Source organism: Streptomyces flaveolus, from assembly GCF_000716535.1.
In the GTDB taxonomy this organism is placed as follows: Bacteria; Actinomycetota; Actinomycetes; order Streptomycetales; family Streptomycetaceae; genus Streptomyces; species Streptomyces flaveolus_A.
On the sequence record NZ_JNWV01000054.1, the window covers coordinates 1 to 13,688 of the forward strand.

Consider the following 13,688-nt stretch of genomic DNA (forward strand, 5'->3'; position numbering starts at 1 on the left):
CCGACTCGATCAGCAACGAGTCGAGACTCCCGCCACAGCTGCAATCTCATGCCTGACCAGCGGAATCCGCACACGGCATTCGGAAAGAGAACGGCCTCTCAGAAGTGACGCCTCGCCGCAACTCTTCAATGACCGCTCTGTCCCGGCCGAATCAGAGATCCGGGCTGTCACTCACTTTCGGGCGAACCGGTTCACGGTGGTGGGGTGGCGAACCCGGCGATGCCGTGTGCAAGGCCAGCAATCGCAAGGGGAGTGGTTTCTTATATCCGTCAATTTGGTGCTCAAGAGATGTTGATGGCCTTTGAAGGAACGGAAGCTCGACTGGTCCCGCTGCGTGGTCGGCTCCTCGCACGTCAGAGCGCTAAAAAGGGGGAGTCTCACGGGCCCGTCGCCGGTCGACCGGGGCCGGGCCGGCTCCAAACACCACCTGATCACCGACGGACACGACACCCCGCTCGCCGTCATCCTGACCCGCGGCAGCCACAATGACATCACCCAGCTCCTGCCCCTGCTGGACGCCGTCCTATCCGCCCGCGGCCGAGTCAGCCGGCCGCGCCGTAGAGCGGTCACGCTCTACGCGGACCGCGGCTACGACCACGACCGCTACCGCAAGCAGGTCCGTGCCCGCGGCATCCTGCCCGTCATCGCACGGCGCGGCACCGAGCACGGCTCCGGTCTCGGCGTCCACCGGTGGGTGGTCGAGCGGACCTTTGCCTGGCTCCACGGCTTCAGACGGCTGCGCGTGTGCTGGGAACGACGAGCAGACATCCACGAAGCGTTCTTCAAACTCGCCTGATGCCTGATCACCCACCGACAACTCAAGTAATTCCGTTGGCCGTTGTAAGAAGCGTCGGAGGTGCATTGTGTGTTTGACGCTGCTGAGGGCGCGGGAGGCGAGCTGCTCGACCAGGCGCTCATCGTGGGAGCGCAGGCGCACGGCGACAGTCCGGAGAATCCGGTACCTGTGGCCATAGAGACCGGCCCGGACTGCTCGTTGCCGCGCTGCGCATCGGCAGCCATCAGATCGGAGCCGTCGGCAGGTCGCCAACCAGGCCTGCTCCGTGTTGCGCGAGTACCACCCTGCCGCCCTGCACGCTTCCCAGGGCTAGGAAGACGGCCTGACCAGGACAGACGCCCGAGTAGTCCTCACCCTGGCCCCGAGCCTGGCGAAGGGGGCCCGGCTCACTCTCACCCAGATTCGGGCCGCCCTCGTAGGCAGCGGGTGCACCCGGTCCTTCGACACCGAGGCCGAGCGCCTGCGGACTGTCTTCCACGCCGGGTACACACCACCTCCCGGCCGTCGAGGACGCCTTGGGCCAATGACTGCCCGGCCCTGCTCAAGCAGTTGGACGTCGCCTGCCAGGCGGCGGACGACCTCGCCACGGCCACCGAAGCCGCTTTCCGTCAGCACGCCGACAGCGAGATCCTGCTCAGCTTCCCCGGCCTCGGTCCCCAGTTCGCAGCCCGCGTCGTCACCGAGGTCGGTGACGACCGGACCCGCTTCGCCGACGCCAGAGCATCCAAGCCCTGCCTCGGCTCCGCTCCATCACCCGTGGAACCGGGCAGGAAACGCCTCGTCGGCCACCGCTTCACCAAGAACAACCGGCTCATGCACACGGGTTTTCTCTGGGCGCCTTCTCAGATCCAGGCTTCACCCGGAGCAAACGCGCACTACCGGCACCGGCGCGAACACGGCGACTGGCACCACGCCGACATGCGCCACTTGCTCAACGAGAACAACGCCACTTCCACAGATCCGAGCTGTCGAGCGCGAGCTCAATCGGGGGGCGGGACCGGGGACCGCAGGCCCAGCCACTGCTCGGCGTCCCAGGCCCGGAACCGCTCTACTTCGGTGAACCTCAGCTTCGCCGCGAGGCGCATCGAGCCGGCGTTCGCGCTCTGAGTGTGGAGCACCATCGGCTCGCCGGGAAGAACACTGTCGAACCAGTCGAGTGCCGCCGTGCACGCCTCGGCGGCGTACCCGAAACCCCACGCCCGCGGCAGGAACATGTATCCGAGATCGACCTTCCCCGCGGCGGCCGGGCGACCGTGCTCCGGTACTCTCCTGAGCAGGACCTGGCCGATCATCGCCCCGTCGAGATCAACGACGAAACTCCCTGGCCACCGCTCGGGCGTCTCGGGCAACTCACGCTCAAGCTCGTCACGCGGGCGGGGTCCACCGAGGTAGGTGTGCACCTCCGGTGAGGCGAGCAGCTCGATGAATGCCGCACGATCCCGGGCCTCGGGCTCACGGAGCACGAGCCGCTCGGTCCTGATCGGTGAAGGCGGCCAGGTAATGGGTCCGAGATCGGTCATGTCGGCCAGCCAATCAGCAGGCTCGGCAGCGATCAAGACTCGCGGACCCTCTTGACTTCTCAGCACCCTGAGTTGTCTTGACGCAGCATCTTCGGTCGTCGATCAGGCTGCGGACAAGGGGGGTTTGTGGAATGGGCCCGCCGAGGAGCCGCGCGTCTCTGGTGCGGTGCGGTGGCCCACCCGGTGGTGCACGCGGTGCGGTGGACGGTCGGCGGTGGTGCGTGCGTGGTGCGCATCACTGCCGTTCCCGGCGCGCAGTATGCGATGGTCAGGCGCACCGGGTGCGCACCGGCCGGGGCGGGGTGTGCATGCAGGGCCTGGCCGACGCCGACGGCCTCCAGCTGGCGCAGGACATCGGGGACGTTCTCGTGGTCCTCGGCGAGGATCTGCGCGATGAAGGTGACGACGGCGCGGGCGATGCCCTCCTCGCGTCCGGCCCCCGGCATGCAGGTACGCAGGGTGGTGACGGAGACGTGTCCGAGGGCCTTCGGGGCGAAGGTGTCCGCGCACGACTCGCCCCGTTGGGGCCAGACAGCGCGGTGAGGGTGACGATGATCTGCTCGGCGACGTCGACGAGCAGCGCAGGCATCCGCGGCTCGGTGCTGGTGAACTCCGTTGCGGCTTCGGCGTCGTCGGCCTCCATGGCCCGGAGGTAGGCGAAGGCGCTGATCGCCGCATCCGGCGTCAGGGACCAACGGTCCGCCGTTGCCGGCACCGCGCGGCAGCCGCCCCGGCCGGCCGTCGACGCCCCCGCCGGAGTCCCGCCGCTCTGACGGCCGGAGCTTGGTGGGGTTCCACCTCACCGCCACCGCGGTGCCTTCCCCGCCGGTTGGGCCCGCTGTACGCGCCGCGCCTTCGAACAGACCGTCCAGCTCCTGGAGCTCTTTCTCTCACCGCGAAGGCCGCGCGCCCACCGCCAGCGGGCCTTCACGCTCGCACAGACCGACGACTTGGTCACCCGCAGCCACAGCGACGGCACCCGCGCCTTCGTCTTCTCGACCACCGTGGACCAGTCCGAAGCGCGCCCTGAGCCGGCAACATCCCGCATCGCTGGATCGACGACAGCACCATCGGCGGCCTGGTCCCCGAGATCGGCCACATCCTCCGCGCCTGCTTCGGCTGACGCTCACCGATCACCAGGGCCCGGCGACCCGACGGTCGCCGGGCCGGAAGCGGTGTCGTCAGGCGGGTGATGCATCAGCGGCGGGGAGTCGTTCCGTTCCGCCGCCGAAAGGGAGGAAGACCGTGCGGCTGGCGAGGAACCAGGCGCCGTCGATCTTGTGGAAGATGTCCTCGTAGTGGCCGACGTTCGCCGGGAGTCGAGGCTCGATCATTCCACCCGAGTAGCCGTCGACCCGGTATGTCGTCAGGTACGAGATCGCCCGCGCTGCCGTCTCCGACTCCACAGTGACCAGGATGTTCGTCATCAGACGGTGCGACAGCCTGTCCGCCGGGCGAGAGTCGAAGTAGGCGCGCAGGGCTTCGCGCCCCTCGATGCGCCGGTCACCGAAAGGCCAGTGCCAGACACCGTCGGGGGTGAACAGCTCGGCCACCGAACTCGGGTCGCCGAGGTCTAGGCGGTGGATGAAGTCCACAATGATGCGCTCGCAGGCGCGCTCCGCGAGCATCCGCTCGACCGAGAGCATGACTTTGTCGTCCATACCCCTGTCTATCAGCCCCAACAGGTCCCGCAGCAAAGGCTTTTCCCCGCCAGCACCGGCAGGGGGCGCGCGCTCTTCGCTCCCCACCCTCACCACTCGGTGTACCAGCGGACGAATTGAGGCGACGGTTGGTTTTTGGCCGGGGTGCGTGCACTTCACCGAGTGGCTTCCGACACGGCCTAGACGAAGCACGTCACCGGGTGGGTTTTCTTTCGGCGTGGCCTGCTTCACCATGCCCTGTGCGCTGCGGCATTCCCGGCGTTTCGGTGTGATCGCGGGCGTTGACGCTCGAGCCCGGGCGGGTTTGGTCGGCCACCCAGTCGGTGACGTAGGTGCAGCGTGATCCGGCGGCCGGTGGTAGCCATGTGGAGGGGGTCTGGTCGATTATGGAGCGGTTCGAGGCGGCCGGCACCACGGTCAGCGCCCGGTCGTCACTTGGTCGGCGCCCGGTTGCTTGGCGTGTTCTTCGGTATGCGGGGGCAGGCAGCCTGTCCGCCACCAGACCGGTTGCCGGTCTTGCGCGATGGGTGGAGGTGCGATGGCGGATCGAGCACGGCTACCGCGACCTCGGGTACGGCCTGTGCCTGGACCACTGCTGGGGCGGGGTGGAAGTCCCCGTTGCTCCGCCCCGGTGTCCCGTCACGGCGGCGCAGGGACTGGCCCCGGCCGGTGGCCCCATCGCCTGTGCGGCGCCGGCCCCCGGGACGGTTGCGGCTCCCGCCGATCACCGGATGAACCCTCGCAAAGTCCAGGTCCCGCCGGGTGACAGCAGGAGTGCGTCCTGGTGGGGTCGCCGCTCGTACCGCCCGGCTGGTCGCATGGGCCTGCGGTGCACGACTCGCTGTGCCGTTGCGCCGAGGAGAAGCATGCCGGCTTTGTGGAGTTCGGGACGTGAGCGAGCCGGTGAGGCGGGGTGCCGCTCGGCCCGCCCCACCGGCCCCCTGGGAGCTACGGCCCCCCGGGGGAGCCATGGCCTCCCTGGGGACTTACGGCCCCACGGGGAGCCACGCCCCCGGGGGGAGTTACGGCCCCCGGGAGAAGTTACGGCCCCCGGGGGGCTGTTGGCCCCCTTCGGGGGTTACCGGGTCACTTCCAGGAGTCCTGGTTCGTGGACACCAACTGTCCCGGAATCACCCGCCCCTTGGTCCGGAGCTCGGTGTACGCCCAGTACTCGACGTCAGGCTTCAGCGCAGCACCCGGCCGCAGTGTGTACGGCGGTGTCGTGCCGCGCTCCACTGCGGCCGGCAGTTCCAGCGTCGCCGGCGCGTAGTGGCCGTTACGGCTGAGGACGACGTGGCCGAGCCGGTAGTGGACGACCGGGCTACCCGCGTCCTGCGCGAAGACGTACGCCGTGTACGTGCCCGCTTCCGGCATGAAGACCCAGGCCCGCTCGGAACTGCTCCAGCTGGCGGCGCTCCGGTAGACCAGCTTGTCGCCCTTGTACAGCCACAGGTCGAGGTTGGTGTCCGGGTCGTCGGTGGAGGTGTCCACGACGATTCCGGCGCTGTGTGCCGGCACCGTGAAGGAGTGCGCCTGCACCCCCAGGGCCTTCCGGTCGAAGACCCCGCCGCTGACCCCGGCCTGCATCGAGTACGACTCCCGCTGCATGGGGGCGTAGCCGGTCGACCGTCCGGAGACCGGGCCGGTGAAGCCCGGCTCGAACATGCCGTAGGTGCCGTCGGCGAGCCGGCCGAACTCTTCGAGGTTGTCGTCGTAGGGCCGGGGCGAGATGCCCCACGGGCGCGCGGCGACCGGAATCCGTACCTGGTGGGCGGTGCCGCGCCAGGTGATCGCGCCGGTGACGTAGCGGTCCCACGGTGCGCTGCCGCGCCGCAGGGTGATGGTGACCGAGGCGGTCTCGCCCGGTGCCACCGTCACCGTTGCCGGCGCGACGCTCACCTGCATGCCCTCCAGCCCGCTCGTCGAGGCATGGTACGTCTCCCGCTTGCCGGCGACGTTGGTCAGTTTGCGGGTCACCACCACCGGCTTGGTGCCGTCGTACTCGCGCAGCCCGACCGACGGCAGGTTCAGCTCGAGGCCGTCGGGGTGCGTCGCTTCGCTGAACGCGGTCAGGCTCTTGGCGTCCGGCTCGATGACCAGCCCCGGATCGGCGGCCCCCTGCCGCGACACCAGCCCGCTGCCCTGGGCCAGCGGGCTGCTGTCGCCCACGGTGCCGGCTGTGGTGTGCAGCGCCGAGGCAACCGCAAGAGGCGACCAGTCGGGATGCTCGGCCCGCAGGATCGCCGCCTCACCGGCCACGTGCGGGGCCGCCATCGAGGTCCCCGAGTACGCGTCGTACTGCCGGCCGAAGTTCCCCGGCGGGGAGACGGCCGCGATGATGTCGCTGCCGGGGGCGACCAGGTCGGGCTTCATGAGCCCGGGGTGCGTCTTGTCCGGCCCTGTCGCAGAGTAGTCCGCGATGGCCGGCACACCTGGGGCATGGGAGCCGTGGCTGTTCGAGGTGAGCTGTGCGGTGCCGTCGGCCGGGTGCCTCATCAGGTAGTTGAAGATCTTGCCGGCCTGGTCCCTGGTGTTCAGATAGAGCACGGGGAAGTCGTAGATGCTGTTGACCCGGAAGTTGCCCTGAGGGGCGAAGAGGATCATTGCCGCCGCGCCCTTGGCTTTCAGCTCCTCCACCGCACCGTAGGGGCTGTCCAGGGCGCAGGCGACCACCTTGCCCCTCACCTTCGCCGCATCCAGACTGCCGGGCTCGCAGTACGCCGACCCCTCCTCCACTGCGCCGGCCTGCTCCCCGAAGACCAGCGGCAGAAACCGGCCACCGGGGAGCACGTCCAGCGAGGCCCCGGTGATCGAGGTGCCGTCACCGAGCCGGACTATTCCCCCGTTCACGCGGGTCACGGCCGCGCCGACTGTGGTGACCCACGGCTGGGTGTTGCTGACCGCGCCGCTGAAGCCGCTGTTGCCGGCCGCGGCCGTGACGAAGACTCCTCCCAGCGTGGCGTTGAGGAAGGCCTTGCCGATCGGGGTGTTGGGCTCACTGTCCCCCAGCTGCGTCCCGATCGAGTAGTTGAGCACCTGCACGCCGTCGGCGACCGCCGCGTCGATGCCCGCGATGATGTCGGCGTCGTATCCCGAGCCGCCCCAGAGGACCTTGTAGACGGCGATCCGCGCGTCCGGGGCCACACCGGAGACCGAACCGAAGTCCCGCCCCGAGATGGTGACGTCGTCCACGGGCAGGCCGGCCGCGGTGGACGCCGTGTGCGTACCGTGCCCGACCATGTCCCGGGGGGAGAGCACCTCACCCTCGGGCAGCGTGCCGCCCGACACCGCGAGGAGCGTGTCGGCGAAGTACCGGGCGCCGACGATCTTGCCGTTGCAGTGCTGGGCAGCGAAGGCGTAGCCGGTCTGGCAGGTGCCGTGCCAGCCCGCCGGGGCCGCCGGCATCCGCTTGGCGAACGACGGGCTTTCCGGCCAGATCCCGGTGTCCAGGACGCCGATCACGACCCCGGCACCGGAGCTTCCGCCCGGCTTCTGAGCGGCGGACTTCCGCGCGCCGGCCACCGGCGAGCCGGCCGCGTGGGCACCGGTGACCGATGCCCCAGCCTCGGCGGTCCCGGCTGTCTTGGTGGTCCCGGTTGTCTTGGCGGTCCTGGCTGTCCCGGCGGTCTTGGCCGCCTCAGCGGTTCCGGCGGTCCCGGCGGTCTCGGCAGTTCCGGCTGTCCCGGCTGTGCCCGTAGCCGTGCCAGTCGTCGGCTGCGGCGCGGTGTCACCAAGGGACGCCTGGCTGATACCGACCACCTGGGACCTGGTGACCGAACGGACCCGCTTGTCCGCCTTCAGCTCCTCGACCTGAGCGGCACTCAGCGTGGCGGAGAACCCGTTGAAGGCCGTGGTGTAGACCTCGTCGACCGTGATGCCGGCTGCTTCGGCCACGGCCGTCCGCTGGGTACCCAGGTGCTTCCGGTACGCCTTCGCCGCCCCCGACTGCGGTTCCAGCTGCTCGCCCGGCGCCGGGCGAGTCCGGGCCAGCCCCGAGATCCGGCCCGCGTACGTCGCCACCGGCTCCCCGGCAAGTTCCACGATGTACGGACCGCGACCGGAGGGCATTCGCTTGTGTTCCGCACCGGACTTGCCGGTCTGGTGCGGTCTGAACCGGCCGGCGCCCCCGGTCAGGGTGACCCGGTCTCCTTCGGGCCGCAATCCAGAGCTGACACCGCTGCCCACTGAGGTGTCCGGCTCGGCGCGTGCCGCCGATGCCGTACCCCCGGCCGCGACCGTGCCGCCGCCGGCCAGGATGAAGGCCAGCAGGGGTATGGCCAGCCTCCGTCGCCGGGTTCGTGCGCTCGTAGCCACGAGACTCCTTCCAGCAGCTCCCTGACGGGAGCGATCCATGAACGTCGGCGCCCCCTCCCGGAACATGCGAGGGGAACGCGACCTACCTGACAAAACATCAGTGACAAGGCATTACAGGTTGTTTCACATGCTCACGCGGCCACCGCGGTGGTACTCCCGCGGGAAGACAGAGGACCCCGTAACCGAGAGCGCTCCAGCCTCCTGCGCCCCCACGCACCAGTCGCCGCAGAGCCCGACCTCCGGGCGGACGACCGGCATGCGACAAGACCCACCCCCAATGCCGGTGACGCAACTGCCCCACGACACGATCCCGAAGCAAGACGCCGTACACTCCGGCCCCCTGTGAGAACGACCAACGGGCTCGCTTCACCCGGACGCACGCCACCGACACCTGCAGTTCCACCCACCAACACCGTTGCCGGGCACAGCGTCACGCCCACACCGCACCAGCCGCGCCGTCTCGCCAGACACCTCCTCAACGACGCGTCGCACAAGGCCAACGCCCTCCAAGAGCCGGGCCGCCCGTGTCCGGAACACGGTCACCTCCAGGCGCGCCTGACCACTCGCCCAGGCCCACGGCACAGACGGATTCGCCTGATCACCCCCCGGTGCTGCTCCACCTCAGCCCCGGCCCCCGCCCACACGCCACTCCCGGTACAAGCCCCTTGCGCTGACCAGAAACCGGGGGACGGGCAGCACCTTCCGCTTGCGCAGACACCGCGCCTCAGCAGCACACAAACTGACGGCACACAACTGACGGCACACCGCTGGCAGCACACAACGGGCGGCGCACAACTGACGGCGCACCGCGCGTCGTAGATGAGCACAAAGACGCCCTCGACGTCCGCCAGCAGGCGCTGCGCCCCACCGGACCGCTCCCGGCACCAGGAAGCGGTGCACACCCCATCAAAGTGCGCTCCTTGAACCGCGCAGCCCACTGCAACGCTCGCGGCCACCGCCTGATAGTCAGGGCAACGATCCCTGGTTGCCAAGCGGTGGCCGTCACGCGCTCTACCGGGCGGCCGAGCCCGTTGCGGCCGCAGGACCGGCGCCTGAGAAGTCCAGACTCCAACGCTGAAGATGACCCGGGTCCAGGTTGTAGAAGCCCGGGGTGCCGTCGGTCACGCGCAGCTTCCAGGTGCCGACCGTGGTGACCGCCGAGGCGTCGACCGTGTAGGTCTCGTGCAGCTCGGGCGTGACCACCCACGGACCCCAGGACTTGACGTGGATGACGGTGCCGTCGGGGGCGATCAGGTCGATCACCATGGCGTTGCTGAACCCATGGTCGAGATCGACCGTGACCTTGAGGTCACTCGGTGCGCTGCCCGGCTTCCCCCGCACGACCAGCGGGGACTCGACGGTGCCCCACTTGGGGATCACGTAAGTGGTGGGATTGACGAAGAAGTGTCCGCCGGACTCCACAGCGGTCCAGGTGAACGAGAGAGTCCGGCTGTCCCCGGCCGCGTCCGTGATGACGATGGCCGAGCTGTAATCGCCGGCCTTGTCCGGCGTACCAGTGATGAGACCGGTGGCCTGGTCGATCGACAACCCCCGGGGCAGCGACTTGGCGGAGTAGGTCAGCGCACCCGGACGGCTGCTCGATGCTGTGATCTGGCGGCTGACGGGCTGACCGACCGCCACCGGCTCGGTCGGCGGCCGCTCGACGGCGATGTGATGCACGAAGCCCGTCCCCACATTGACAGCCGCCCAGGCGTTGGCGACGGCCTCGTAGGCGTCGCTGCCTGAACCGTAGAGGTCGGCGGCGGCCCGGAGCGTCGCGGCACGAGCACCGGCGTAGTCGGTGGTGCTGGTCATGTAGACGGTGAGCGCGCGATACACCACATCGGCGGCATCAGCCAGCCCGATGCCCGCCACCGGCAACCCGTCATAGGTGGGGCTGTCATAGGCCACGCCGTTGATGTTCTTCTTCCCACTGCCCTCGGCCAACAGATAGAAGAAGTGGTCCCCCACCCCGGCCGCCATATGCGCCTCGTCCGACTTCGCCTGAGGCGTCCAGTAGTCCAAGGGCGCGTAGCCCACGCTACTGATACCGGCCTTGGAGGGAAGATCCATGTACCGGATGGGCTTGCCATCCCCGTGCAGATCGTCCAGCTCGGCCATCGTGTAGTCGGGCACGTCGTTCGGGTTGTCGGCGTAGAACTCCACCGCGGCGGCCATCATGTCGCTGATCGCCTCGTTCAGCGCCGGTGATTCACCGTAGTCACCCAGTCCGGCCGTGGAGGAGGTGACCCCGTGCGTCATCTCGTGTGCGGCTATGTCCAGCGACGTCACCGGGTGCTGCCCGTCCGCGCCATCGCCGTAGCTCATGCAGAAGCAGCCGTCCTGCCAGTTGGCGTTGGCGAGGGGAACCCCTGGCTGCTGTTCGTAGTGGACTCGGGAGGTGCTGCCGCGACCATCGTCGGCTATGCCATGACGGCCGAAGCGGTCAAGGTAGAAATCCCACGTCGTCCGTGCGCCGTACGCGGCGTCCACCGCCGCGGTCTGAGGGTTCGCCGCCGTTCCGTCACCCCACACATCGACATCACTGGTGAACAGGACACCGCTGGAAGTGACACTCGAATCAAGCGTCCGGTGGCCACCGCGCTGGGGGTCGATCAGGGCGTACGTGCCGTCATCCTGGCGAGTGGAGCCGATCGTGACCTGCCCGCTGTACAGGCTGTTGCCCTGGGCGGACTCCACATGTTCAGCGTTCCCCAGGGTGTCCTCGCTCACCGCGTCCGTCACGACATGGCGTTCGCTGGGGGAACCATCCTGCTGCACACCGGTGACGACCGTCTCCCAAGCCAGTCTCGGCTGATCACCCATCATCCAGACGACCTTGCGGGGGGCCGTGCGAGCGGCCGCCTTACGGGTGCCCTTCGCCACAGCCTTGCTCAGGGCCGCCTTCTTCGCCGTGGCGGCCGGGACCTTGGCCGTGGTCGTCGGCAGGGCCAGCTTCATCTCGGAGGCGTAGGTGACAGTGCGGGTCCCTTCCCCCTGATGGACAACCAGGTCACCACCGATCACGGGCAGCCCGGCATACATGCGCTCGTAGCGGGTGTGAACCGTGCCGTCGGCGTCCTGAATCACGTCCTTCGGAATCAGTTCCTCCTGAGGGCCAAGCCCCAGTGAACGGGCAGTGCCCGGCGCCGCCTTGGCCGCCTGGTCGATAAGCCGCCGACGCTGCCCGGGCGACAGGTGGACGGTCCCGGACCCCGGCCTGGCCGCCACCTTGACCTGCCCGAGCGCCCCCGATGCACGGGCGCCTCCGGAGGCGTGCGACATGGAGACGGCGCCGGCCGAGCCAGGCAGCGCAGAGAAGGCAAGTGCCGCCGCCGTGATCACCACGGTCGCGGCCAGGCGCCGCCGGGACCCGCGCGCACCCTGCGAAGACGCAGCCCTGTTACGGGAGTGAATCAACCCAAAAGTCCTTCCGTTCGGCCGCCTGCCGATGCGGACGGCCGCTGTTACCAAGAGGCCGAGGCCACAGCCTCCGTAGCGGGACGTCAGACATGTGACACACCAGCGGGCCACATTCACAACCGCACATCCCAGTGGACGTGCACCCAACGCCATCTCACCGCCAACGCCGCCCCACCGAAGCGAAGATGCCAATGCATGCGGAAGCGGCGCTAGGGTGTCGAGGTGGCTGATTAGCGCCAGGTGGCACCAACCAGCCAGCAACCGGCCCAGCCGAAACAAAAAATGACGACGTCGGAAACCGAAAGCATGTACACGGCTGCGGCGCCGAAATCACGGCAGCCCTCCTCCCGCTCTTGTCGGCGGACAGAAAACAGCGCAGCGTACGGGCCGAACCCTCGGCAGCGCGAGCGTGGCACACACGCGCCGGCACGCCAGAAACTCCAAACGTCCCCAGAGCGGCCTGCCAGTCCACAGCCCCATTCCCCTAAGCCGAGGCCCGTGGCACCCCCCGACCACCAGCCACGGCCGGCAGGGAGGCATCAGCGGCGAGAACGGAACAAGACAGCGCCAGTCTCCGTTCAGAACGGCGGCTGGGCCATGGAACTGGCGCCCATGCGCACACACGCGACTAGGACGGCGACCCCACGGTCGACGACCGGACTACCGGAGAGCAAATGGAACTTGACGTCGTCGGACTCGACGATGAAGCACAGCGCGTCTATACGGCACTGATCGGCCTGCCCCACAGCACCGCCTCCGAGCTGGCAAGCGCATGCGGAACAAGTACAAGCGCAATGGGACGGCTGCTGTCCATCCTGGTGAAAGCGGGTCTCGCGACCAGATCGGCCGGCCGCCCTCCACACTTCACCGCCACCGCCCCCGACGTCGCCGTCACCGAACTGATCAAAGAACGCGAACGGCAGCTCGACACGGCACGCGCATTGGTACGCCAACTAGCCGACAGACACCGCGAGGCGCAGCGCATCGCCGACCCGGACGTCGCGGTAGAAGTGCTCCGCGGCCGTGACGACATCAGCGCCGCCGTCCGCAGACTCACCGCCACCGCCCGCCATCAGATCCGCGCCTTCGACCGGCCGCCCTACGTGGACCGCCCCGGCAGCAATCTGGACGACCAGCGCCGAAGACAGCGCTCAGGCATCACCCACCGCGTACTCTACGACCGGAGCGCGGTCGCCTGGCCGGGCCGCCTCCGGGACGACATCCTGCCGAGCATACGCACCGGCGAACGGGCCCGCGTGCGACCGCAATTGCCGATCAAACTAATGATCGCCGACGACGCGCAGGCGGTCATCCCCTTCAGCCTCGCCCCAGGCGGCCACCTCGCCGCATACCTGATCAACCGCTCACCGATGCTGACCGCATTGGAAGCACTCTTCGAAACGGAGTGGGACCGCGGATCGCCCCTCCAGGCCCCCGCCCCACCCACCGTCCCACCCACCACCTCTGGCCATCCCGATCACCTCGCCCTCGTCAAGCTGCTCGCCACAGGCTGCTCGGACGCGGCGATCGCCCGCGCCCAGGGCTGGAGCCAGCGCACCACCCAGCGCCGCATCCGCCATCTGATGACCGAACTGGGCGCCAGCACCCGCTTCCAGGCCGCGGTCCAGGCCGCTCGCCGGGGATGGCTGCAAGAGCCTTCGACATTCCCCCAGCCCACCAAAGCGGGCGAGGAAGAAGGATGAAACGCCGAAGGCCGAACGCTGATCGTGAGCAACAAGTCAACGACGAGCAGCTCGTCCCAACGTCCCGTAAGAAGTGCGTCCAGGGCGTCCAAACAGACCCGGCAGAACTGCGCGAAGAGTCGGCACTCAAACGGCGCCAGACTCAGCGGTCGTCATGCGCGCTCCGGCCGTCCTTTCGTCAACACGGTGTCCTTCGGCGTGTATGCGGCAGCGACGGCCAGAGGATCTACGCGCTGGCACTGATGCAGGGCGACTCGGCGTTGGTGACGTG

The 13,688-nt window shown here is 68.8% G+C and carries 6 protein-coding genes and 2 pseudogenes; 4 read left to right on the top strand and 4 right to left on the bottom strand.

Annotated features, from left to right (window positions below; genetic code table 11):
* Positions 1–313: 313 nt before the first annotated feature.
* A pseudogene (locus tag OO52_RS40905) lies at positions 314–796 on the top strand (IS5 family transposase); the annotation flags it as partial.
* A 235-nt stretch (positions 797–1,031) separates the two neighbouring features.
* Positions 1,032–1,732, top strand: a pseudogene (locus tag OO52_RS48675) (transposase); the annotation flags it as partial.
* Between the two features lie 44 nt (positions 1,733–1,776).
* Here the strand turns inward: OO52_RS48675 and OO52_RS40910 are convergent.
* Entirely contained in the window at positions 1,777–2,316 is a 540-nt protein-coding gene (locus tag OO52_RS40910) for a GNAT family N-acetyltransferase (RefSeq protein WP_078877444.1), read from the bottom strand.
* A 308-nt stretch (positions 2,317–2,624) separates the two neighbouring features.
* On the opposite strand from OO52_RS40910, the gene OO52_RS52290 reads away from it, so the two are divergent.
* The gene (locus OO52_RS52290) at positions 2,625–2,972 is read left to right on the top strand and encodes a hypothetical protein (RefSeq protein WP_031029184.1); all 348 of its coding nucleotides are present in this window, start codon (positions 2,625–2,627) and stop codon (positions 2,970–2,972) included.
* A 525-nt stretch (positions 2,973–3,497) separates the two neighbouring features.
* On the opposite strand, the gene OO52_RS40920 is transcribed toward OO52_RS52290, so the two are convergent.
* The 3 genes from OO52_RS40920 to OO52_RS40930 form a co-directional block, all read right to left on the bottom strand.
* Complete coding sequence (locus tag OO52_RS40920; protein WP_030656812.1) at positions 3,498–3,977, bottom strand: nuclear transport factor 2 family protein; 480 nt, start codon at positions 3,975–3,977, stop codon at positions 3,498–3,500.
* 1,086 nt (positions 3,978–5,063) lie between these two features.
* Positions 5,064–8,291, bottom strand: coding sequence for a S8 family serine peptidase (locus OO52_RS40925; RefSeq protein ID WP_037630854.1), 3,228 nt, complete (start codon positions 8,289–8,291; stop codon positions 5,064–5,066).
* Between the two features lie 1,011 nt (positions 8,292–9,302).
* Entirely contained in the window at positions 9,303–11,639 is a 2,337-nt protein-coding gene (locus OO52_RS40930) for a M4 family metallopeptidase (protein WP_030656815.1), read from the bottom strand.
* Between the two features lie 749 nt (positions 11,640–12,388).
* Between OO52_RS40930 and OO52_RS40935 the strand changes: the two genes are divergently transcribed.
* On the top strand, positions 12,389–13,417 hold the full coding sequence (locus OO52_RS40935; RefSeq protein WP_030656817.1) for a helix-turn-helix domain-containing protein: 1,029 nt from the start codon (positions 12,389–12,391) through the stop codon (positions 13,415–13,417).
* Positions 13,418–13,688 lie beyond the last annotated feature (271 nt).

Bases quoted from the DNA above. Each gene is read 5' to 3' on its own strand.
- OO52_RS40935 (WP_030656817.1), top strand. From the start codon at position 12,389: ATGGAACTTGACGTCGTCGGACTCGACGATGAAGCACAGCGCGTCTAT.
- OO52_RS52290 (WP_031029184.1), top strand. From the start codon at position 2,625: ATGCAGGGCCTGGCCGACGCCGACGGCCTCCAGCTGGCGCAGGACATC.
- OO52_RS40910 (WP_078877444.1), bottom strand. From the start codon at position 2,316: ATGACCGATCTCGGACCCATTACCTGGCCGCCTTCACCGATCAGGACC.
- OO52_RS40920 (WP_030656812.1), bottom strand. From the start codon at position 3,977: ATGGACGACAAAGTCATGCTCTCGGTCGAGCGGATGCTCGCGGAGCGC.